Origin of the sequence: Geodermatophilus pulveris, from assembly GCF_900188375.1 — a bacterium.
GTDB classification, from domain to species: Bacteria; Actinomycetota; Actinomycetes; order Mycobacteriales; family Geodermatophilaceae; genus Geodermatophilus; species Geodermatophilus pulveris.
Map to the genome: position 1 here is coordinate 100740 of NZ_FZOO01000007.1, position 21398 is coordinate 122137.

Annotated in this window: 19 protein-coding genes and 1 tRNA gene; 5 read left to right on the forward strand and 15 right to left on the reverse strand. The window is 75.5% G+C overall.

What is annotated here, in order from left to right:
- Positions 1 to 9: 9 nt before the first annotated feature.
- The 4 genes from CHB98_RS14830 to CHB98_RS14845 all read right to left on the reverse strand — a co-directional run bounded on the left by CHB98_RS14830 (position 10) and on the right by CHB98_RS14845 (position 3533).
- Positions 10 to 714, reverse strand: coding sequence for a 50S ribosomal protein L25/general stress protein Ctc (locus CHB98_RS14830; protein WP_089306369.1), 705 nt, complete (start codon positions 712 to 714; stop codon positions 10 to 12).
- Positions 715 to 906: 192 nt separating this feature from the next.
- A complete protein-coding gene (locus CHB98_RS14835) occupies positions 907 to 1887 on the reverse strand; it encodes a ribose-phosphate diphosphokinase (RefSeq protein WP_089306370.1) in 981 nt (326 codons plus the stop codon).
- 47 nt (positions 1888 to 1934) lie between these two features.
- Entirely contained in the window at positions 1935 to 3431 is a 1497-nt protein-coding gene (glmU, locus tag CHB98_RS14840) for a bifunctional UDP-N-acetylglucosamine diphosphorylase/glucosamine-1-phosphate N-acetyltransferase GlmU (RefSeq protein WP_089306371.1), read from the reverse strand.
- Positions 3432 to 3460: 29 nt separating this feature from the next.
- Positions 3461 to 3533 (reverse strand) — tRNA-Gln (locus CHB98_RS14845).
- A 195-nt stretch (positions 3534 to 3728) separates the two neighbouring features.
- Between CHB98_RS14845 and CHB98_RS14850 the strand changes: the two genes are divergently transcribed.
- Entirely contained in the window at positions 3729 to 4712 is a 984-nt protein-coding gene (locus CHB98_RS14850; RefSeq protein ID WP_089306372.1) for an acyl-CoA desaturase, read from the forward strand.
- 87 nt (positions 4713 to 4799) lie between these two features.
- Here the strand turns inward: CHB98_RS14850 and CHB98_RS14855 are convergent, their stop codons facing one another.
- The 8 genes from CHB98_RS14855 to CHB98_RS14890 form a co-directional block, all read right to left on the reverse strand.
- On the reverse strand, positions 4800 to 5765 hold the full coding sequence (locus CHB98_RS14855) for a 4-(cytidine 5'-diphospho)-2-C-methyl-D-erythritol kinase (protein WP_089306373.1): 966 nt from the start codon (positions 5763 to 5765) through the stop codon (positions 4800 to 4802).
- The gene (rsmA, locus tag CHB98_RS14860; RefSeq protein WP_245821176.1) at positions 5762 to 6628 is read right to left on the reverse strand and encodes a 16S rRNA (adenine(1518)-N(6)/adenine(1519)-N(6))-dimethyltransferase RsmA; all 867 of its coding nucleotides are present in this window, start codon (positions 6626 to 6628) and stop codon (positions 5762 to 5764) included. The genes CHB98_RS14855 and rsmA overlap by 4 nt, the downstream gene beginning before the upstream one ends.
- Positions 6629 to 6636: 8 nt before the next feature.
- The gene (locus CHB98_RS22770; protein WP_089306374.1) at positions 6637 to 7731 is read right to left on the reverse strand and encodes a resuscitation-promoting factor; all 1095 of its coding nucleotides are present in this window, start codon (positions 7729 to 7731) and stop codon (positions 6637 to 6639) included.
- Between the two features lie 405 nt (positions 7732 to 8136).
- Entirely contained in the window at positions 8137 to 8976 is an 840-nt protein-coding gene (locus CHB98_RS14870; protein WP_089306375.1) for a hypothetical protein, read from the reverse strand.
- 67 nt (positions 8977 to 9043) lie between these two features.
- Positions 9044 to 9907 (reverse strand): TatD family hydrolase, encoded by an 864-nt coding sequence (locus tag CHB98_RS14875; protein ID WP_089306376.1) that lies wholly within the window; start codon positions 9905 to 9907, stop codon positions 9044 to 9046.
- On the reverse strand, positions 9904 to 11697 hold the full coding sequence (gene metG / locus CHB98_RS14880) for a methionine--tRNA ligase (protein WP_089306377.1): 1794 nt from the start codon (positions 11695 to 11697) through the stop codon (positions 9904 to 9906). Before metG ends, CHB98_RS14875 begins: the two co-directional genes overlap by 4 nt.
- Before the next feature lie 32 nt (positions 11698 to 11729).
- Positions 11730 to 12329 carry a hypothetical protein gene (locus CHB98_RS14885; protein ID WP_089306378.1) on the reverse strand — a complete coding sequence of 200 codons (600 nt, stop codon included), beginning with the start codon at positions 12327 to 12329 and terminating at the stop codon, positions 11730 to 11732.
- Positions 12330 to 12435: 106 nt separating this feature from the next.
- Entirely contained in the window at positions 12436 to 13959 is a 1524-nt protein-coding gene (locus tag CHB98_RS14890) for an amino acid permease (protein ID WP_089306379.1), read from the reverse strand.
- A 106-nt stretch (positions 13960 to 14065) separates the two neighbouring features.
- On the opposite strand from CHB98_RS14890, the gene CHB98_RS14895 reads away from it, so the two are divergent.
- Together CHB98_RS14895 and CHB98_RS14900 are read left to right on the forward strand one after the other, a co-directional pair.
- A complete protein-coding gene (locus CHB98_RS14895; protein WP_089306380.1) occupies positions 14066 to 15172 on the forward strand; it encodes a magnesium and cobalt transport protein CorA in 1107 nt (368 codons plus the stop codon).
- 160 nt (positions 15173 to 15332) lie between these two features.
- Positions 15333 to 16253 (forward strand): DUF559 domain-containing protein, encoded by a 921-nt coding sequence (locus tag CHB98_RS14900; protein WP_089306381.1) that lies wholly within the window; start codon positions 15333 to 15335, stop codon positions 16251 to 16253.
- A 94-nt stretch (positions 16254 to 16347) separates the two neighbouring features.
- On the opposite strand, the gene rsmI is transcribed toward CHB98_RS14900, so the two are convergent.
- On the reverse strand, positions 16348 to 17187 hold the full coding sequence (rsmI, locus tag CHB98_RS14905; protein WP_089306382.1) for a 16S rRNA (cytidine(1402)-2'-O)-methyltransferase: 840 nt from the start codon (positions 17185 to 17187) through the stop codon (positions 16348 to 16350).
- A gap of 52 nt (positions 17188 to 17239) precedes the next feature.
- Here rsmI and CHB98_RS14910 point away from each other — a divergent pair, with 52 nt between their 5' ends.
- Positions 17240 to 18751 (forward strand): dolichyl-phosphate-mannose--protein mannosyltransferase, encoded by a 1512-nt coding sequence (locus CHB98_RS14910; protein WP_089306383.1) that lies wholly within the window; start codon positions 17240 to 17242, stop codon positions 18749 to 18751.
- A gap of 16 nt (positions 18752 to 18767) precedes the next feature.
- Positions 18768 to 19550, forward strand: a complete 783-nt coding sequence (locus tag CHB98_RS14915; RefSeq protein WP_089306384.1) for an enoyl-CoA hydratase/isomerase family protein — start codon at positions 18768 to 18770, stop codon at positions 19548 to 19550.
- A gap of 3 nt (positions 19551 to 19553) precedes the next feature.
- Here CHB98_RS14915 and CHB98_RS14920 read toward each other — a convergent pair whose 3' ends face one another.
- Together CHB98_RS14920 and CHB98_RS14925 are read right to left on the reverse strand one after the other, a co-directional pair.
- Complete coding sequence (locus tag CHB98_RS14920; RefSeq protein ID WP_089306385.1) at positions 19554 to 20381, reverse strand: phosphotransferase; 828 nt, start codon at positions 20379 to 20381, stop codon at positions 19554 to 19556.
- Positions 20378 to 21328, reverse strand: coding sequence for a sugar-binding transcriptional regulator (locus CHB98_RS14925; RefSeq protein ID WP_089306386.1), 951 nt, complete (start codon positions 21326 to 21328; stop codon positions 20378 to 20380). The genes CHB98_RS14920 and CHB98_RS14925 overlap by 4 nt, the downstream gene beginning before the upstream one ends.
- Between the last annotated feature and the right edge of the window lie 70 nt (positions 21329 to 21398).

A 21398-nucleotide genomic window follows, 5' to 3' on the forward strand; every position in this document is an offset into this window, starting at 1 on the left:
TCAGGTGACTCAGCCCTTCTCGGCGGCGTCCATCGACTCGCCGCTGCCCTGGTCCTGCGGCTCGGAGACGACGTCGCCCTGCCCGACGCCCTCCTCGGCGGCCCCGGACTCCTCGCGCTCGATGCCGGCCTCGGCCTCGGCCTCGGCGAGCTCGGCCTCCAGCGCCTCGGCGGTCGGCGCACCGAGGAACCCGATGACCAGCGCATCCGGGTCGGTGACCAGCGTGGCGCCCGCGGGCAGGCGGACGTCGCCGGCGGTGATGTTCTGACCGGCGGTCCGGCCGGTGACGTCGACCTCGATCGTCTCGGGCAGCCTGGTGGCGTCCGCCTCGATCGCGAGGGTGTTCAGCTGGTGGTTCGGGATGGAGTCGATGCCCGGCTCGCCGACGACGACGACCGGCACCTCGACCGTCGTCTTCTCGCCGCGGCTGACGACCAGCAGGTCGGCGTGCTCGTGGGTGCGGGTCAGCGGGTCGCGCTGCACCGCCTTGGTCAGGGCGAGCTGCTCCCGGCCGTCCAGGACGACGGTGAGCAGGACGTTGCTGCCGCCGTTGCGCAGGGCCGCGGCGAACTCGCGGGCCGGCAGGGACAGGTGCACGACGTCCTGGCCGTGCCCGTAGAGGACGGCGGGGATGCGGCCGGCCCGGCGGGTGCGGCGGGCGCTGCCCTTGCCGAACTCGGTGCGGGCCTCGGCGACGAGGCGGAAGTCAGCCACGGTGGTGTGCTCCTCAGCAGGTGGATCGGGTCGGTGGCCGGCGCACGTCGCGGCACGCCCGTCGAGGAGGGGCACACGCACGTCGATCACGGAGTACGGACGGGCCGTCTCCCTCGCCGGGCAACCCGACCAGCGTACCCGGGGCCCGCCCCGCGGCGTCGCGCGACCCCGACCCGCTGCGCGGCAGCCGGGCTACGACGCGCCGTCGAACAGGGAGGTGACGCTGCCGTCCTCGAAGACCTCCTTGATCGCCCGGGCGAGCAGCGGGGCGATGGAGAGCACGGTGAGCTTGTCGAACCGGCGGGACGTCTCGATGGGCAGCGTGTTGGTCACGATGACCTCGCTCACCCGGCTGTTCTTGAGCCGGTCGACCGCCGGGCCGGAGAGGACGGCGTGGGTGGCGCAGACGATGACGTCAGCGGCACCGGCCTCGAACAGCGTCTCGGCGGCCTTCGCGATGGTGCCGCCGGTGTCGATCATGTCGTCGACCAGGATGCAGGTGCGGCCCTCCACCGTGCCGACGACGGCGTTGGCGACGACCTCGTTGGGGCGCAGCGGGTCGCGCGTCTTGTGGATGAAGGCCAACGGGACGCCGCCGAGCTTGTCGGTCCACCGCTCGGCGACCCGCACCCGGCCGGAGTCCGGCGAGACCACGGTGATGTCCCGGTCGCCCCACCGCTCGCAGACGTGCGCCACGAGCAGGTCCAGGGCGAACAGGTGGTCGACCGGGCCGTCGAAGAAGCCCTGGATCTGCGCGGTGTGCAGGTCGACGGTCATCAGCCGGTTGGCGCCGGCGGTCTTGAACAGGTCGGCGACCAGGCGGGCGGAGATGGGCTCGCGGCCGCGGTGCTTCTTGTCCTGCCGGGCGTAGGGGAAGAACGGGGCGACGACGGTGATCCGCTTGGCCGACGCCCGCTTGAGGGCGTCCACCATGATCAGCTGCTCCATGAGCCAGGTGTTCAGCGGCGCCGTGTGGCTCTGCACCACGAAGGCGTCGCAGCCGCGTACCGACTCCTCGAAGCGGACGAACAGCTCACCGTTGGCGAACTCGTAGGCCGCCGTCGGCGTCGGCGTCACCCCGAGGTGACCGGCGATCTCGTCGGTCAGCTCCGGGAAGGCCCGGCCGGAGAACAGCATCAGGGTCTTGCTCGGTGTCTGCCGGATGGCGCTCATCGGCTGGTCAACCCCTGCTCATCGCGTCGTCGGGCCGACGCCACCGCCTACCCGGATGCCTCCGAGCGGGTGTCGGCCGCCGACTCGGCCCCTGCATCCCCGGCCGCTCCAGCGGCCCGTGCGGCGGCCGTCCCGGGACGGCGTCGCCGCACCCAGCCTGCCACATTGCGCTGGCGGGCCCGCGCGACGGCCATCGCGCCCGGGGGGACGTCGGTCGTGATGACCGATCCGGCCGCGGTGTAGGCGCCGTCCCCGACGGTGACCGGGGCCACCAGCATGGTGTCCGAGCCGATCCGCACGTGGTCGCCGACCTCGGTGTGGTGCTTCTCCACGCCGTCGTAGTTCACGAACACCGTCGCCGCCCCGATGTTGGAGCCCCGGCCGATGGTGGCGTCGCCGACGTAGGACAGGTGCGGCACCTTGGAGTCCTCGCCGAGCTGCACGTTCTTGGTCTCCACGAAGGCGCCGACCTTGGCGCCGGCGGCCAGCCGGGTGCCCGGCCGCAGGTGGCTGAACGGGCCGACGGTGGCGCGCGGGCCGACGTCGGCGCCCAGCACGTGCGAGCGCAGCACGCTGGCGCCCTCCCCCACCGCGGTGTCGACCAGGGTGGTGTCCGGGCCGACGACGGCGCCGGTGGCCACCGTCGTCGTCCCGCGGAGGTGCACGCCGGGCTCGAGCAGCGCGTCGGCCGCGACGGTGACGGTGACGTCGACCCAGGTGGTGGCCGGGTCGACGACGGTGACCCCGTCGCGCATCAGCCCGTCGAGCACCCGGTCGTTGAGGGTGCGGCGGCGGGCGGCGAGCTCCCGGCGGTCGTTGCAGCCGAGGACGTCGTCCGGGTCCGCGGCGCGGACCGCGGCGACCGGCGCCCCGCCCTCGGCCAGCGGGGCGAGCGCGTCGGTGAGGTACTGCTCGCCCTGGGCGTTGTCCGAGGCCAGGCCGCTGAGCACCCGGCGCAGGGTCGCGGCGTTCGCCACGTAGACGCCGGCGTTGACCTCGCGGACGGCGCGCTGCTCGTCGGTGGCGTCCCGCTCCTCGACGATGGCCCGCACCCCGCCGCCCGGCCCGCGGATGATCCGGCCGAGCCCGGTGGGGTCGCCGACCTCGGAGGTGAGGACGGTGAACACGCTGCCCGCCGCGCGGTGGCCCTCGACGAGCGCGGCCAGGGTGCCGGCGGTCAGCAGCGGGGCGTCGCCGTTGACCAGCAGCACCGGGCCGTCCAGGTCGGGGACGGCGGCCAGGGCGACCGCCGCCGCGTGCCCGGACCCCAGCTGCTCGGCCTGCAGCACCGGCCGCGCGTCCGGCGCGACCCGGGCCAGGTGCTCCTCGACGGCCTCGCGGCCGGCGCCGACCACCACCAGGGTGTGCCGGGCGGCCAGCGGGGCGGCCGCGGCCAGCACGTGCCCGAGCATGCTGCGTCCGCCGAGGGGGTGCAGCACCTTGGGCAGCGCGGACCTCATGCGGGTGCCCTGCCCGGCGGCGAGGACGACGACGGCGGCGACCCCGCCCTCGGGGACGGCACCGGGCTGACGCGATTCGGACACGGGGCTCCTCGGCCTGGGCGGCGGCTGTGCTGGGGGACTCGGACTCGAACCGAGACTTCCCGGCTCCAAAGGCCGGCGGGCTGCCGATTACCCCATCCCCCACTGCGGGCCGCCGCAGGACGGCGCGGACGCCGGCCGGCGTCCCCCGGCAGCCTAGGCGCCCCCCGGCCGGCGGCGCGGTCCCACGCCCGGGACCGGCCGGGCGGGGGTCCCCGCGGTGACGTAGCTTACGGACGAGGGCGGGTGCGGCGGTCCGGCCGGACCGCACCGCACCGGTCCCGGAGCCCTGGAGGCCCCTTGTCCGCTCCCGCCCCGACGCGGCCCACGGCGCCGGCCCCCCGGCCGGCCGACCCCGACGCCGGGCTCCCGGCGACCGCGTTCGGCAAGGAGAAGGGCCTGCTCGAGCAGGTCACGCTGTACGTCTTCGTGGTCGTGCCGTTCCTCGCGCTCGCCGCCGTCGTCCCCGCCGTCTGGGGCTGGGGCCTGTCCTGGCTGGACGTGGGCCTGGCCGTCGGCCTGTACTCCCTCACGCTGCTGGGCATCACCGTCGGCTACCACCGGCACTTCACGCACGGTTCGTTCCGGGCCGCCCGGCCGCTGCGGATCGCGCTGGCCGTCGTCGGCTGCATGGCCGTGCAGGGTCCGGTCGTGCAGTGGGTGGCCGACCACCGCCGGCACCACGCGTTCTCCGACCGTGAGGGCGACCCGCACTCCCCGTGGCGGTACGGCACGGACGCCCGCGCGCTGCTCAGGGGCATGTGGCACGCGCACCTGGGCTGGCTGTTCGACCGGCGGCAGACCAACGCCGAGCGCTACGCCCCGGATCTGCTCAAGGACGCCACGCTGCGCCGCACCAGCCGGCTGTTCGTCGTCTGGGCCTTCCTCAGCCTGGCGCTGCCGGCGGTCGTCGGCGGCGTGGTGACCGGGACCTGGACCGGCGCGTGGACGGCGTTCTTCTGGGCCGGGCTGGTGCGGGTGGCGCTGCTGCACCACGTGACCTGGTCGATCAACTCCGTCTGCCACGTCGTGGGCGACCGGCCGTTCGCGTCGCGGGACCGGGCCACCAACTTCTGGCCGCTGGCGATCCTCAGCGCCGGCGAGTCGTGGCACAACCTGCACCACGCCGACCCGACCTGCGCCCGGCACGGCGTGCTGCGCGGGCAGGTCGACATCAGCGCCCGCGTGATCTGGGTGTTCGAGAAGCTGGGCTGGGCCTCCGGCGTCAAGTGGCCCGACCCGGTGCGCCTGGCGGCCAAGCGCCGCGTACCGGCTCCGTCCTGAGGCCCCGCGCCGGCCGGTGAGGTGCTGGAACGGCCGCCCTCCAGGGGCCCGCGCCGAGCTCGCGAGGCGTGGGGGGAGGGCGGTCCTTCACCCGACGAGGCGCGCGCCGGGCACCGGCCCGTGCACGGCGCGGACGGTGCGGTAGACGCCCTCCCCCGCCAGCGTCGCGGCCATCCGCACCGCCGCCGCCTCGTCCGGGGCGAGCGCGGCCACCGTGGGGCCGGAGCCGCTGACGATCGCCGCGGCCGCCCCGGCGCCGGTCGCGGCGCGCAGCGCGCGGCGCAGGTCCGGGCGCAGGGAGAGCGCCGGGGGCTGCAGGTCGTTGGCCAGCGAGGAGGCCAGGGCCCGCACCGGGCCGCTGCGCAGGGCGGCGATCACCGGGTCGGGCGAGGGGTGCACCTCGCCGTCGGGCACCCGGCCCTCGGCCCGCAGCCGGTCCAGCTCGGCGTAGACGGTCGGGGTGGACAGCCCCTCGCCGGAGATGCCGAGCACCAGGTCCCAGCGGCGGCGGGCCAGCACCGGGGACAGCTGCTCGCCGCGGCCGGAGCCCAGGGCCACCCCGCCGACCAGGCTGAACGGGACGTCGCTGCCCAGCCGGGCGGCCAGCGCGCCCAGCTCGCCCCGGGTGGCGTGGGTGCCCCACAGCGCGTCCAGGGCGACCAGCGCGGCCGCGGCATCGGCGCTGCCCCCGGCCAGCCCGGCGGCCGCGGGGATCGACTTGTCGATGGTGATGTCCGCGTCCGCCGGCACGCCGGCGCGCTCGGCCAGGAGCTCGGCGGCCTGCCAGACCAGGTTGCGGCGGTCGGTCGGCACCGCGTCGGTGCCGCTGCCGGCCGCCCCCTCGCCGGTCACGGTGACGGTGAGCCCGGCGCCGGGGCGCACGGTGACCGTGTCGAACAGCGAGACGGCGAGGTACACGGTGCGCAACTCGTGGTAGCCGTCCTCGCGCAGCGGCCCGACGGCCAGGTGCAGGTTGACCTTGGCGGGGGCGCGGGCGACGACCGCGCCTCCTCCCGCCATCCGGCCGGGCCCGCCGGAGGAGGCCCAGCTCATGCCGGGGGCTCCGTCGCGGCCAGCCGGGCGAAGTCGGCGACCGAGAGCTGCTCGCCGCGGGTGGCCGGGTCGATGCCGGCGGCGCGCAGCCGGGCCTCCGCGGCCGCGGGGCTGCCGGCCCAGCGGGCCAGTGCGGCCCGCAGCCCCTTGCGGCGGGTGGCGAACGCGGCATCGACGACGGCGAAGGTGGCGGCGCGGTCCCCCGCCGGCGGTGGCCGGCGGTCGAGGGCGACCAGGCCGGAATCCACGTTGGGCTCGGGCCAGAACACCCGGCGGCCGACGCTGCCGGCCCGGCGGACCTCGCCGTACCAGGCGGCCTTGACCGACGGGACGCCGTAGGCCGGCGCGCCCGGGGCGGCGGCCAGCCGCTCGGCGACCTCGGCCTGCACGAGCACCAGCGCGCGCCGCAGCGTGGGCAGCAGCTCCAGCAGGTGCAGCAGGACGGGCACCGCCACGTTGTACGGCAGATTGGCCACCAGCGCCGTCGGGGCCGGCGCGGGCAGCTCCCGGACCCGCAGCGCGTCGGCCTCGACGACGGTCAGCCGGCCGGCCAGGTCCGGGGTGCGCCCGGCCACCGTGCGCGGCAGCAGGGCCGCCAGCCGGGGGTCGATCTCGACGGCGGTGACGTGCCCGGCGACCGGCAGCAGCCCGAGGGTGAGCGAGCCGAGCCCGGGACCCACCTCGAGGACGACGTCGCCGGGGTCCAGCTCGGCGGTGCGCACGATGCGCCGGATGGTGTTGGCGTCGTGCAGGAAGTTCTGCCCGAGGCTCTTGGTCGGGCGCAGCCCGAGCTGCTGGGCCAGGTCGCGGATGGCGGCCGGGCCCAGCAGCCCGTCGGTCTGTCCAGGTGGGGTGCTCAGCACCGGTCCGATCAGTTGAAGAGGTTCTTCCCGCAGTGCGGCCACTGCCCGGCGCCGGAGCGGGCGTAGAGCATCTGGGCGCGCTTGGTCTGCTCCTCGGCCGACGCCGCGGCGGGGTCGCCGCTGCCACCGACAGCGTTCCAGGTCGCCTGGGAGAACTGGTACATGCCCCGGTACTTGCCGGTGCCGCTGACCGCGGTGGGCCGGCCGCCGGACTCGCACTTGGCCAGCGCCGCCCAGTTCAGCCCGTCGGCCGTGGCCGGGACGGAGGTGGCCGGGCGGGGCTTGGTACCCACGGTGACCAGCTGGTCGACCGGCTCGCGGGTGACGGTGGTGGCCAGCTGCTCGCGGCCGGTCTCCACGCCGTCGGTGACGGTGACGCGGAAGGTGGTCACCTGCTCCCCCTCGACACCCTTCCGCGTGACGGTGTCGTCGCCCTCCAGGGCGGCGGGGTCCGGGGTCTCGACGGTGCGGTAGTCCACCGGCGACGGGACGGCGACCTCGCCGACCTGCACGCGGAAGACCTGCAGCCGCATGTGGGCGAGCAGCGCCTGGCCGGGGTGGAGGCTGGCGCGGTCCGCCGGGCCGAGCGTGACGCCCTGCTCGGCGAGGAGCTCGCCGGCGGTGGCCGCGGTGGTGGTGACCACGCGCTCCTGGCCGTCCACGACGAGGGTGACGTCCTTGGGTGTGGTGATGGACAGCTCCATGCCGTCGAGCGGGAGGCGCTCGCTGCGGCTGGCGGAGACCACGAGGCCCTCGGCGCGGTACCCGAGCTGGGCCAGCGCCTCGTCGACCGACAGCGCGGTCACGTACACCTCGCTGCTGACGCCGTCCACGGTGAGGGTGAGCGGGCGGGCGCGGTTGAGCACGACGGTGTCGCCGTCGCCGACCGCGGCGGCGGCGTCCGGGAGGACGACGTCGTGCGACCGCGGCTGCAGGCCCTCCTCCTCGAGCACCTCGCCGACGGTGTCGGCGTAGGTGCTGAGCTCACGGGCCTGCCCGTCGACGGTGAGCGTCACGGACTTCTGCGCGGCGAGGGCCAGCGAGCCGCCCACGAGTCCGAGCAGGACGAGGGCGAGGAGGACGGGCTTCAGGGGTCGGGGCACGGCTCTTCCAGGGTCAGGAGATCCCGGATGGAGGCGCGCGCGGGCACTCGCCGGCAGGGCGGGTACCGAGCGCGACCCGGCTCGGACGGCAGGCGACGGGGAGGCGGAGCTCCCGGTCGCGGTGCCCTCCGGGTCGGTCCCCACCCCGGCTGGTCACGACACGATAACGAGGACGGTGCATGTGGCAACGGTGCGCGACGAGTGAACCAGCGGGGTGATGTGTCGACTCGTGGACGCGCCGACACCGTGAGTGACCGACGCGCCGTCTGAGGCGGGTGTGACGGGTGCGCAGTGCGAGCCGGGCGGGGTGATCAAGGCCACCGCCCCGACCGCGCGATCATGGCGTCCTGACCGCCCCCGAGCCCGAGGAGGTGGTCACGGCGCCATGCACACGGGGACGACGGATCACCTCGTCAGGGCGCGGTCGTCGACCCGGACCGGCTTGAGCCAGGTGACCAGGAAGACGGCGAGGGCGAGGCCCGCGGCGATCCCGGCGAACCCGCCGGCGACCAGGGCCACGGGCAGCAGGTCGACGCCCGAGGTGACGCGGTCACCGAGGTCGATGCCGGCCGCGAGCAGCAGCGCCCCCAGCGGCAGCAGCGCCAGCACGCTCACCGCCGCGGCGACCAGGTGCACCGTCCAGGTGCGCAGCGCCTCGTCGAGCGGCACGTCGGCTCCCTCGGCGGGCAGCGGGCGCAGCAGCGCGCGCAGCAGCGCCACCTCGGCGAGCAGCCAGGCGAGCAGCGGGAGGGCGACGGCGACCCAGCCGACGCTGTCGGGCAGCTCGCCGCTGCGCCACATGAGGACGGCGGTGAGCAGCTCGGCGGCGACGACGGCGCGGGTGGCCCACAGCAGCCCCGGGGAGATCAGCTCCGACTGCCGGGGGCGGCGGGCCGGGGAGCCGGTCCGCCAGCGCGGCCGCGGGCGGGTGGCCTCGGCGAGGACGACGCCCAGCAGCAGCCCGATGACCAGGGCCGGCAGCCAGAGGAACACCGACGCCTCCGCGAACACCGCGATGCTGACGCCGATCGCCACCACGCCGAGCAGGAAGCCCAGCTGCCGGACGCGCCGCCCGTGCTGGGCCTGGCGGCGCAGCACGGCGAGCCCCTCGGGCGTGGGGGTGGTGAACCCGACCGCCGCTGCGGCCACGGCGCGGCGGCCCGCGGCCAGGGCCCACGCGCGGGCGAGCAGGACACCGGGGACCAGCACGGCGATGAACAGGACGACGGCGATGAGGCGGCCCACGCGGCCCAGTGTCCCCCGGAATGCCGGGGCGTGACGCCGGCCGGGTCCGGCTCCTCGGGTCCGCCCACTACCAGGGGCCGAAGAGGCGCTCGGCGGTCGAGGTCAGGTGGGCGCAGAGCTCGGCCAGCGGCACGCCGGTGACCTCGGCCAGCGCGCGGACCGTGTGCGGCACCAGCCGGGAGCCGTTGGGCCGGCCGCGGTGCGGGACCGGGGTGAGGAACGGCGCGTCGGTCTCCACCAGCAGCTGGTCCACCGGGGTCAGCGCGGCGGTCTCGCGCAGGTGGCCGGCGTTGGCGAAGGTCAGCGTGCCGGCGAAGGAGAGCACCCAGCCCCGCTCGACGCAGGCCCGCGCGAACCCCGGGTCGCCGGAGAAGCAGTGCATGACCACCTGCTCGGGGGCGCCCTCGTCGTCCAGCACCCGGAGCACCTCGGCGTGCGCGTCGCGGTCGTGGACGACCAGCGCCACCCCGCGCGCCGCGGCGATGCGGGCGTGCGCGCGGAAGGAGGCCTCCTGCGCCGCCCAGCCGTCGGGCCCGGTGCGGTAGCGGTCCAGGCCGGTCTCGCCCACCGCCCGCACCCGCGGCAGCCCGGCGAGCCGGTCGATCTCGGCCAGGGCGTCGTCCGTCGCGGCGCCGGCGCCGGCCTCGTTGGGGTGTACGGCGACGGCGGCCAGCACGCGCGGGTGCCGGGCCGCCAGCTCCGCCGACCACCGCGACGAGGGCACGTCGACGCCGACCTGCACCAGCCGCGGGACGCCGACGGCGACGGCGGCCGCGATCTCGTCGTCGACGGCCGCGTCGTCGGGCCGGCGGTCCCCGTCGAGGGTGATGTCCAGGTGGGTGTGGCTGTCGACCGCGGGCGACGGGAGGGGCTCCGGGGACGGCGGCGGCTCGCCCCGCCGGTTGGCGCGCGACGCGGCCGAGCGGCTCACTCCCCGCCCTCGAGCCGCCGCAGTTCGTCGGCGACGATCGACTCGTCGAGCTTCGTGAACACGGGGGTGGGCGGCGACAGCGGCGTCCCGGGCGGCAGCGGCCGGGAGGCCCACACCGCCTGGCCCTCGGCGTAGTCGCCGGTGATGACCGGGTAGGGCGAGCCGTCGTCGAGGTCGGTGACCTCCTCGACCCGCGGCGCCGGCGACCACACGCCGGTGCCGCCGAGCAGCTCGTGCACCTTCTGCGCGGAGTGCGGGAGGAAGGGGGTGAGCAGCGCGTTGCAGTCGCTGACCGCCTGCAGCGCGGTGTGCAGCACGGTGTCCCGGCGGGCCGGGTCCTCCTTGAGCTTCCACGGCGCCTGGTCGGACAGGTACTTGTTCGCCTCGCCCACCACCCGCATCGCCTCGGCGGCCGCGGCCTTCTGCCGGTTGCGGGCCAGCAGCTCCCCCACCGCGCCGAACGCGCCGGACGTGGCGCCGAGCAGCGCCCGGTCGGCGTCGGTGAGCTCCGCGGGCGCCGGGACGGCGCCGACGTTCTTGGCCGCCATCGACACCGTGCGGTTGACCAGGTTGCCCCAGCCGGCGACCAGCTCGTCGTTGTTGCGGCGCAGGAACTCCGCCCAGGTGAAGTCGGTGTCCTGGCTCTCCGGGCCGGCCGCGGCGATGAAGTAGCGCAGCGCGTCGGCGTCGTAGCGGGCCAGGAAGTCGCGCACGTAGATGACCACCTGGCGGGAGGAGGAGAACTTGCGCCCCTCCATGGTGAGGAACTCGCTGGAGACGACCTCGGTGGGCAGGTTGAGCCGGCCCAGCGAGCCCGGCGTCCCGCCCTTGTCGCCCTCGCCGTCGTAGCCGAGCAGCTGCGCCGGCCAGATCTCGGCGTGGAAGACGATGTTGTCCTTGCCCATGAAGTAGTAGGCGCCCGCCTCGGGGGTCTGCCACCACGCACGCCAGGCCTCCGGGTCGCCGCTGCGCCGGGCCCACTCGATGGACGCCGACAGGTAGCCGACGACGGCGTCGAACCAGACGTAGATCCGCTTGTCCGGCCGGTCCCGCCAGCCGTCCAGCGGGACGGGCACCCCCCAGTCGATGTCGCGGGTGTAGCTGCGCGGCCTGAGGTCGGTGAGCAGGTTCCGGGCGAAGTTGAGGACGTTGGGCCGCCAGCCCTCGCGGGTGGCCAGCCAGTCGCCGAGGGCCCGGGTGAACGCCGGCAGGTCGAGGAAGTAGTGCTCCTCCTCGACGAACCTCGGCGTCTCTCCGTTGATCCGGCTCCTCGGGTTGATCAGGTCGACCGGGTCGAGCTGGTTGCCGCAGTTGTCGCACTGGTCGCCGCGGGCGCCGTCGTAGCCGCAGATGGGGCAGGTGCCCTCGATGTAGCGGTCGGGCAGGGTGCGCCCGGTCGAGGGGCTGATCGCGCCGAGCGTCGTCTTCGGGAAGACGTAGCCGTTCTTCAGCAGGCCGAGGAAGATCTCCTGGCTGATCGCCGCGTGGTTGACCGTCGTCGTGCGGGTGAACAGGTCGTAGGACAGCCCGAGGGACTGCAGGTCGCCGACGATGACGCGGTTGTTGCGGTCGGCGATCTCCCGCGGGCTCACGCCCTCGGCGTCGGCGGCGACGGTGATCGGCGTCCCGTGCTCGTCGGTGCCGCTGACCATCAGCACCCGGTCCCCCACCATGCGGTGGTAGCGGCTGAAGACGTCGGAGGGGACGCCGAAGCCGGAGACGTGGCCGATGTGCCGCGGGCCGTTGGCGTAGGGCCAGGCCACGGCGGTCAGGATGTGCCGATCACTCACGCGCCCACACTACGGAGCGCCGTCCAGCGGGTTCAGGGCCGTCCGGTGCCCGCCGTGGCCGGGGTCTCGGGGGTCGCGCCGGGCGCCGGGACGGCGAGCGCGACGGTGACCAGCGCCAGCCCGATGACGGCGAGGGTGGCCGCGCGGGTCCGCGGTCCGGCGGCGGCCCGCTGCGGGCGGGGCTCCCGGGTGCGCGGTCCGTGGGCGGCCCAGACGAGGGCGGACGGCGCGCCGGCCAGCAGCAGCTTGCCGACGGGCAGGCCGAGGGCCAGCAGCGCGAGGGCCGGCAGGGGCAGGCCGACCGGGAGCGCGTCGAACAGCGGGGTGAGCAGCGCCAGCACCAGCAGCCCCCCGACGAGGGCGGCCTCGGCGGTGGCCACGGCGGTGTGGAGCCGCCGTCCGGACCGGTCGAGCAGCGCGACGCCGCCGCCGGCGCACAGCACCACCCAGCCGGCGAGGAGCAGCAGCAGGGCCGCCACGACCGGGCCGGCCGGGCGCAGCGGCGACAGCAGCAGCCCGTCCAGGCCGGTCAGCCCGCCGGCCAGCAGTGCGACGGCCTCCAGGACGCCGAGGGCCGCGGCGGCCAGCACGGTGACCGGCGGGCGGCGCGGGGTGTCGGCGGTGGTCGCCACGGTGCTGCTCTCCCTGACCGGGGACGGCGGTCCCCGATCAGGTCGGCCGGTCCCGCGCCGCGGAGCAGCCTCGCGCCGCCCCGCTCACCCTCCGGGGTGAGACCGGTCAGCCGTCCGCGTCGCGGCGCGCCGCCTCCCGGTCCCCGGCGGTCGCCGGGTCGAGCGACCCCCCGGTGGCGAGCCGGCTGGTGTGCCGCCCGTAGAGGAGGTAGACGACGACGCCGAGGAGCATCCAGATCCCGAACCGGAGCCACGTGTTGCCGGGCAGGTTGGCCATCAGCCAGAAGCAGGCCAGGGCCGAGGCGATCGGCAGGACCGGCATCAGCGGCACCCGGAAGGACCGGGGCAGGTCCGGCCGGGTGCGGCGCAGCACGACCACCCCGATCGAGACCAGCACGAAGGCGAACAGCGTGCCGATGTTGACCAGCTCGGCCAGCTCCGCCAGCGGCACCACCGCGGCGAGGACCGCGACGAAGACCCCGGTGGCGATCGTGATCCTGTACGGCGTGCCGTAGCGGGGGTGCACCGCGGCGAACCGCGGGGGCAGCAGGTGGTCGCGGCTCATGGCGAACAGCACCCGCGACTGCCCGAGCATCAGGATCATGACCACCGAGGTGAGCCCGGCCAGCGCGCCGATCGAGATGATGCTGGCGAAGACGGGCAGCCCGACGCTGCTGAAGGCCTCCGACAGGGGCGCCTCGGCGGACAGCTCGGTGTAGTCCTGCATGCCGACGACGACCAGCGAGACGGCCACGTAGAGGACCGTGCAGACGGCCAGGGAGCCGAGGATCCCGCGGGGCATGTCCCGCTTCGGGTCCCTCGTCTCCTCCGCGGCCGTGGCCACGATGTCGAAGCCGATGAAGGCGAAGAAGACGATCGACGCGCCGGCGATGACCCCGCCCCAGCCGAAGGTGCCCGGGCTGAACCCGAACAGCGTCTGGACCAGCGGGGCGTCCCAGCCGCTCGCGTCCGCCGCGGCGGGCTGGGCCGGCGGCACGAACGGGGTGTAGTTGGCCGCCTGGACGTAGAAGAAGCCGACCACGATCACCAGCAGCACGATGGCGACCTTGATCGCCACGATCACCGAGGTCACCCGGGAGGAGAGCTTGATGCCCAGCACCAGCACCGCGGTCATCACCGCGACGATGACGACCGCCGGGATGTTGAACCTCGCCTCCTCACCGGCGATCACGGTGGGCAGCGGGATGCCCAGGTCGCCCAGCAGCTGGTTGAGGTAGCCCGACCAGCCGACCGCCACCGTGGCCGCACCCAGAGCCAGCTCCAGGACGAGGTCCCAGCCGATGATCCAGGCGACGAACTCGCCGAACGTGGCGTAGGAGAACGTGTACGCCGACCCGGCCACCGGCACCGTCGAGGCGAACTCGGCGTAGCAGAGCGCGGCCAGCCCGCAGACCACGCCGGCGATGACGAAGGAGATCGCGACGGCCGGTCCGGCCTGGTCCCGGGCGACCAGCCCGGTGAGCACGAAGATGCCGGTGCCGATGATCACGCCGACGCCGAATACGGTGAGGTCCAGGCCGGAGAGGTTCTTCTTGAGCCGGTGCTCCGGCTCGTCGGTGTCGCGGATGGAGTCCTCGACGGACTTCACCCGGCGGGTGCTGGCGGCCACGGCGTCCTCGCTCTCGGCACGGTCGGGACCCCGGCAGCGTGGCACGGGGCTCCCCCGCCCGCACGCCTACGCTGCCGGCGTCGAGTCGATGGGGAGAGGAGTGCGGATGCCCGGCACGGAGGTCCCCCGCGGAACGCCACGCGGGCTGCCGACGGAACTCCCGTCGACCCGCCCCCGGCCCGAGGGCCGGCCGCGCACGACGCCGTCCCGGCCCCCGGGGGTGGGGCCGATCGTCGACTGCGCCGTCTACGTCGACGGGCACCGCCAGCCCCCGGTCGAGCCGCACGAGGCGCTGCCGGCCGCCGCGGCCCGGGGCGGCTTCGTCTGGCTGGGGCTCTACGCGCCGACCGAGGAGGAGCTGGGCACCATCGCCGCGCACTACGGGCTGCACCCGCTCGCCGTCGAGGACGCCGTCTACGCCCACCAGCGGCCCAAGCTCGAGCGCTACGGCGACGTCCTGTTCATGGTGCTGACCACCGCCACGTACGTGGAGCACGACCGGCTGACCGCGACCAGCGAGGTCGTGGACACCGGGGAGGTCATGGTCTTCGTCGGCCCGAACTACGTGATCACCGTGCGGCACGGTGAGCACGGCGCGCTGGCCGACCTGCGGCAGGGCCTGGAGGAGCAGACCGACCTGATGTGCCTGGGGCCGGCCGCGGTGCTCTACGCGGTCGCCGACCACGTGGTGGACGCCTTCGTCGACGTCGCCGCCGCCGTCGAGGAGGACGTCGAGGAGCTGGAGGCCTCGGTGTTCAGTCCCGAGCGGACCGACGACATCGGCCGGCTCTACCAGCTCAAGCGGGAGCTGCTGTCGCTGCGGCGGGCGGTCTCCCCGCTGGAGGTGCCGCTGCAGAAGCTGGCCGAGCGGCAGATCGACCCCGTCCCGGAGGCGATGCGCTCCTACTTCCGGGACGTCGAGGACCACGCCATCCGGGTGCGCGAGCAGGTCTCCGGCCTCGACGAGCTGCTCAGCTCGATCCTGCAGGCGTCGCTGGCGCGGGCCACGCAGGCCGACAACCAGGACATGCGCAAGATCAGCGCCTACGCCGGCATCATCGCCGTCCCCACGGCCATCGCCGGGATCTACGGGATGAACTTCGAGTTCATGCCCGAGCTGACCTGGCGGTACGGCTACTTCACGGTGCTGCTGATCATCGTCACGACGTGCTCCCTGCTCTACCGCGGCTTCAAGCGCAACGGCTGGCTGTAGGGGCTCTCTCCAGGCATAGGAGGCAATGCACACGTCACGACCCCTCACACCGTGTGCATTGCCTCCTATGCCTGCTGAGGGTGGTGACGCCAGTGCCCCGGTCGTCCACAGATTCCGAACAGACTCGCCGTCCGCCGCCTGGAACGGCGAGGCTCCGCCCGTGGACTGGCGCCCGGTGATCGCGAGGACGATGGCTGAGCGGGGTGGCTTGGCGACCCGCCGGCAACTGTTGGAGCACATCCCCCGCCGGGTCCTCGACGGCCACGTCGGTCGGCGCAACCTCGTGCGCGTCTTCCCGCACGTGTACCGGCTCCGGGACTCCCACGTCGACGACGCGACCGCCCTGCGAGCCGCCGTCCTCCACGCCGGCCCGGTGGCGGCACTGAGCCACACCACCGCCCTCGCTGTCTGGGGCGTCCGGCCACTCGAGCGGCCCCTGCACATGACGGTGGACCAGAGCATCAAGCGGGCGGGCAGCCCGGGTCTCGTCGTCCATCGGCGACTCCGCTTCGATCCGGAGTCGCGCCAGTGCGTCGAGCGGAGCGGGTTTCGGGTCACCGCGCTCGCCCGGTCGGTGATCGACTCCTGGCCGCTCCTGCCGACGGCGGAACGGCGTCCGCTCGCCCTGGACCTCGTGCGTCGAAGGCTGACGACGGCGGAACTGCTCGGCGAGGCACTCCTCGAGCGGCCCAACGTCGCCGGCCACCGGAGCCTGCGCCAGACCATCGAGCTCATCGCTGACGGCTGCCAGAGCGAGCTCGAGGTCCATGGTGTGCTGAACGTCTTCCGGCACCGTTCCCTCCCGCCCAGTGTCGGGCAGTACCGGCTCCGGCTCCCCACGGGGAGCGTTCGGATCGACCGGTGCTGGCCCGAGGCCATGCTGGCTGTCGAACTCGACGGCGCCCAGCACCACACCTCCCCGGAGGATCGGCGGAATGATCTCGGTCGGGACCGCGCTCTGGCCGCAGCCGGCTGGGTCGTGCTGCGCTTCACCTACGCCGACGTGTTGCGCGATCCGGCGGGCGTTCGTGCACGGGTCCTCGAGGTCTACCGGACCCGCCTGGCTCAGCTCGCCGGCTGAGCCCGCCCACCCGGGCCTAGGCATAGGAGGCAATGCACGCCCCTCAACCCACCCGGACGTGTGCATTGCCTCCTATGCCCGTCTCGCCCGCGGGTCAGCTGTCCTTCGCGGCGACCACGGCGTCGTAGACGGTGCGGCGGGGCAGCCCGGTGCGGACGACGACGGCGCGGATGGCGTCCTTGCGGGTGGCGCCCGCGGCCTCCTCGCCCGCCACCAGGCCCGCGAGCTCGGCCGGCGTCAGCACCACCGGCTCCGCGGGCGCCCCGCCGACCACCAGGGTGATCTCGCCGCGCACCCCGCCGGCCGCCCACTCCGCCAGGGCCGCGAGCGGCCCCCGGCGGACCTCCTCGTGCGTCTTGGTCAGCTCCCGGCACACCGCGGCGGGCCGGTCGTCGCCGAAGGCGGCCGCGGCGTCGGCCAGCGCGTCGGCCAGCCGGTGCGGCGACTCGAAGAACACCATCGTGCGGCGCTCGCCGGCCAGCCCGGTCAGCCGCGACCGGCGCTCCCCCGCCTTGCGCGGCAGGAAGCCCTCGAAGCAGAACCGGTCGACCGGCAGGCCGGAGACGGCGAGCGCGGTGGTCACCGCCGACGGGCCCGGCACCGAGGTCACCTCGACCCCGGCATCGATCGCCGCGCGCACCAGCGTGTAGCCGGGGTCGGAGACCGACGGCATGCCGGCGTCGGTGAGCAGCAGGACGGTGCGCCCCTCGGCGAGCGCGGCCAGCAGCCCGGGCAGCCGGGCCCGCTCGACCGACTCGTGGAAGGTCACCACCTTCCCGGCCGGGCGCACGTCCAGGTCGGCCGCCAGCCGGTGCAGCCGCCGGGTGTCCTCGACGGCCAGGACGTCGGCGGTCGCCATCGCCGCGCGCAGCCGCGGGCCGACGTCACCGGGCTGCCCGAGCGGCGCCCCACCGAGCACCAGCCGTCCACCCATGCCCCGAGCCTGTCACGGCGGCCGGCGCGGCACGCCCACATACCCTGGCCGCATGGCGGTGCTGGCTCCCGAGCGCACGGGGCGGGAGCCCGGGAGGCCCGGCCCCGCCCGCATCCGCCGCCTCCCGTTCCCCCGGCCGCGCCGCGACCGCACCCCGCCGCTGCCCGCCGACGAGCGCACCGCCTGGCTGCTCACCGCCCTGCTGGGCCTCGGCGCCTTCGCCGTGCGGGTGTGGGACCTCGGCTACCCCGGCGAGCTGCTCTTCGACGAGGCGTACTACCCGCCGCAGGCGCGCGAGCTGCTGGAGTGGGGCCACGAGTACAACCGCGGCTACACGTTCATCGTGCACCCGCCGCTGGGCAAGTGGCTGATCGCGGCCGGCATCGGGCTGTTCGGCTACGACTCCTTCGGCTGGCGGCTGCCCTCCGCGGTCGCCGGGACGATCGCCGTCGTCGTCCTCACCCGGCTGGCCCGGCGACTGACCGGCTCGACGCTGCTGGGCCTGCTCGCCGGGCTGCTGCTGGCGCTGGACGGGCTGGCCTTCACCCTGTCCCGGATCGGCCTGCTCGACGTCTTCCTGCAGGTGTTCGTGCTGTCCGCGGTGGCCTGCCTGGTCGTCGACCGCGACCGGGTGCGCGCGCGGGTCCGGGCGGGGGCGGCCGGGCCGCTGGGGCCACGCGGGTGGCGGCTGGCGGCCGGGTTCCTGTTCGGCTGCGCCTGCGCGGTCAAGTGGAGCGGGGTGTGGTTCCTGGCCGCCTTCGCGGTGCTGAGCCTGCTGTGGGAGCGCGCCGCCCGGTGGGAGGCCGGCGTCCCCCGGCCGACACGGGCCACGGCCCGGCACGGCCTGCCCGGGGCGCTGTGGGCGCTGGCCGCCGTCCCGGTGCTCACCTACCTGGCCAGCTTCACCGGCTGGTTCCTCGGCGAGACCTCGCAGGGCAGGGCGTGGGCGCAGCAGAACCCGGAGACGGCGTTCCCCTGGGTGCCCGACGCGCTGCGCTCGCTGTGGCACCAGCACGCCGAGTGGCTGGAGTTCCACAACGGGCTGTCCACGCCGCACCCCTGGGAGTCCGGGCCGTGGGCGTGGCTGGTCAACGGCCGGCCGATCCTGCTGTGGAACCCGCAGGGGCTCACCGACGCCGCCGGCGAGCAGGTGGTCCGCTACATCCTCATGGTCGGGACGCCGACCCTCTGGTATGCCTTCGCGCCGGCGCTGGTCTGGCTGGCCTGGCGGCTGGTCGCCCGCCGCGACCCGGCGGCCCTGGTCGTCGCCGTCGCGGTGGCCGCCGGCTGGGGCACCTGGTTCCTCAACCCCGAGCGCACGATGTTCGCCTTCTACACCGCGCCGGTGCTGCCGTTCTTCGTGCTCGCCGTGGTCCTCGTGCTGCAGGACGTCCTGGGCCCCCCGGGCGCGTCCCGGCTGCGCCGCCAGGCCGGCCTGGGCGTGGTCGCGCTCGGCGTCGCGGTGGTGGCGGCGACCTTCGTGTTCTTCCTCCCCGTCCTCACCGGGCAGCCGCTCACGCGCGTGGAGTGGCTGGACCGGATGTGGTTCCCGTCCTGGTTCTGACCCCCGGAGGACGACGATGACCGACCGGCCGGTGCGCACCGACCTCGACGGCGACGTGTGGCGGGTGACCCTCGCCGCGCCGGACACCGGCAACGCCCTCGACCCGGCGATGGCCGCGGCCCTGGCCGGGGCGCTGGGCGCCCGACCGCCCCGGGCCCGGGCGGTGCTGCTGCTCGCCGACGGCCCGCGGTTCTGCGTCGGCGGCGACGTGCGCGGCTTCGCCGCCGCCGCGGACCCGGGTGCGGAGGTGGGCCGGCTGGCGACCGACTGGCACGTCGTGGTGCGGGCGCTGCTGGACAGCCCGGTGCCGGTCGTGGCCGGGGTGCACGGGGCCGTCGCCGGCGCCGGCGTGGGGCTGCTGGGCGCGGTGGACGTCGTCGTCTGCGCCCGCTCGACCCGGATCCGCCCCGCCTACGCGGCGATCGGCTTCTCCCCGGACGGCGGCAGCACCTGGACCCTCGCGCACGCCCTCGGCCCGGCCCGCGCGCTGGACCTGGTGCTCACCGACGGCACGCTGGACGCCGAGGAGGCGCGGGCGTGCGGCCTGGTCGCCCGGGTGGTGGCCGACGACGACCTGCGCGAGTCCGCCGGGGCGCTGGCGCACGCGCTGGCCGCCGGGCCGGTGCGGGCGCTGGTGCGCACCCGCGCGCTCATCCGCGGCGCGGCCGCCCGCACCCCGGCCGAGCAGCTGGACCACGAGGCGCGGCTGATCGCGGAGTCCGCCGCGGACCCGGAGGGCCGGGAGGGCGTGCGGGCCTTCGTCGAGAAGCGGCGGCCGGACTTCCGCGCGGCGCGCTGACCCTCAGCCCGACAGCGCCGCCCGCAGCGCCGGCTCCTGCCCGGCCAGCCACGCCCGGTACTCCTCGGACCCCAGCCGCGTCCCCGACCGCCAGTACTCCAGGAACCCGGCGTGCCCGGCCGCGGCGTAGCGCTCGACGACCCCGCCGAACCACTCCTGGTTCTGCTGGATCGCCGCGGGCAGCGCCGCCCGTTCCGCGCCGGTCAGCCCGTAGGCGTCGGCGAACACCCGCAGCCGGCGCAGGCCCTGCCCCTGGCGGGCGTCGCGGACGGTCGCGTCGGGGCGCACCGGCGCCCACTGGCGGGCGGCGCACGCGACGTCCCACAGCCGGGAGCCGGGGCCGGCGAGGTCGAAGTCGATGAGCGCGACCGCCCGGCCGCCGCGGAAGACGACGTTGTCCAGGTTGAGGTCGTTGTGCCCCACCAGCTCCCCGGCGTAGGGGTCCGGAGGGGGCTGCGGCCAGCTGTGCGGCGTGGGGTCGAAGCCGGCGACGGCGCGGTGGTAGTCGGCCAGCAGCCGCGCCACGCTGCGCAGGGCGGCGTCGGTGAGCGCCCAGTCCGGGTAGGGCGGGGTCACCGCCGTCCCGGGGATGTAGCCGAGGACCTCCCGGCCCTGCCGGTCGGTGCCGAGCACCCGCGGGGCCCCGTCGAAGCCGACGGCGGCGAGGTGGTCCAGCAGGGCGTGCGTGGCCGGGCTGGTGCGGCGCAGCGGACGGCGGACGGTGTCCCCGACCCGGACCACCCGGCCGCGGTTGGCGACCCCGCCGGGCAGCGGGACCTCGGGGCCCGGCCGGTCCCACGGCGTCCCGGTGGTGCCCGCGGGACCGGTCACGTCGCCTCGAGCAGCGCCTGCGCGAAGGTGCGGTGGGTGACCAGGCCGCCGACCAGGCCGCTGCGCAGCGCGGCGAGCGCGGCGGGGACCTTGGGCAGCCCGTACGGGATGGCGAGCACCTCGGGCACGGCCCGCATCTGGTCGGCGTCGATGCCGAGCAGCCGCTCGGACAGCCCGGCGCGCACCGGCTCGCCGTCGGCGGTGAGGAAGACGCCGGAGACCTCGGCGCAGACGCCGAGCCGGCGCAGCTCCCGGCGGTCGTGCTCCCGGGCGGTGTCGTGGAGGGTGGACTGCCCGGGCGCCCAGGCGCCCACGCCGACGACGGCCTTCGTCACGCGCGGGAGCTGCGCGAGGGCGAGGGCGACCTCGTGCTGCCGGCGCAGGGTCCGGGCGGTGCCCGCGTCGGGCAGCGTGAACGGCGCGTAGAAGACGTAGGCCGGCCCGCCCGCCGCGCGGGCCACGTCGCGGACGACGTCGATCGAGGTCTCCTCGCCGCCGGGCAGGGAGAGCGCGCCGGTGAGCTGCACGACGGGGACGCCGGACAGCCGGGGCAGCGCCCGGGCCATCGCCCCGACAGCGCGCGACCAGGCGACCCCCAGCACGTCCTCGGGGCCGACCACCTCGGCGAGCAGGTCGGCGGCCACCTGACCGAGCTGCCGGCGGACGGCATCGGGGTGCTCGTCGCGGGTGTCCACGACCACCGCGTGCTCGAGGCCGAAGCGGCTGCGCACCCGCGCGGACAGGTCGACGTCGACCAGCCCCCGGTCGCCGATCTCGATGCGCACCAGGCCGCTGCTGAGGGCACCCTCGATGAGCCGGGCGACCTTGAAGCGGCTGAGCCCGAACTCCTCGGCGATCTCCACCTTGGAGCGCCCGTCGAGGTAGTAGCGGCGGGCCACCGAGGCGGACAGGACGAGGGCCGCCGGGCCGGTCAGCGGCTGGGCCACACCCGCACCTCCTGCTCATGTGAGCGGTCGGCGCCCATTCTGGCACTCGGCCCTTGACGTGCCCAGACGT